Source organism: Veillonella tobetsuensis, from assembly GCF_001078375.1.
Lineage (GTDB): Bacteria > Bacillota > Negativicutes > Veillonellales > Veillonellaceae > Veillonella > Veillonella tobetsuensis.
Map to the genome: position 1 here is coordinate 1 of NZ_BBXI01000035.1, position 337 is coordinate 337.

A 337-nucleotide genomic window follows, 5' to 3' on the forward strand; every position below is an offset into this window, starting at 1 on the left:
ACCAATAGTAGCCGTTTTACCTGTAATGGCCCCCGTTGTACCATCAACAGTTACAGCATTAGCACCAGTACCAAGTGTCACTTTATCATTGAGTTTTACATCATAAATAGTATGACCATCTGCAGCTGTGGTAGATGTTAATGTCACATTACCTGTTGTTGCATTAGCTGCTTCACCTGTGTTAGCAGTGATTTCAGTTTTAGATGCTTTTTTAGCTGCATTAATAGCATCAGCTACGTTTTTAGCTGTTGCTACACCATCTGTAGTTGGGCCTGTGATTGTACCATCTGTACCAGCAGTAATTGATGCTGTATTTACATCGTATTTCACAACGCCA

Annotated in this window: 1 protein-coding gene; it reads right to left on the reverse strand. The window is 40.4% G+C overall.

What is annotated here, in order from left to right; translation table 11 throughout:
- The coding region (locus tag VEI_RS10355) for a hypothetical protein (RefSeq protein ID WP_161801409.1) at positions 1-337 on the reverse strand (337 nt) is incomplete at both ends.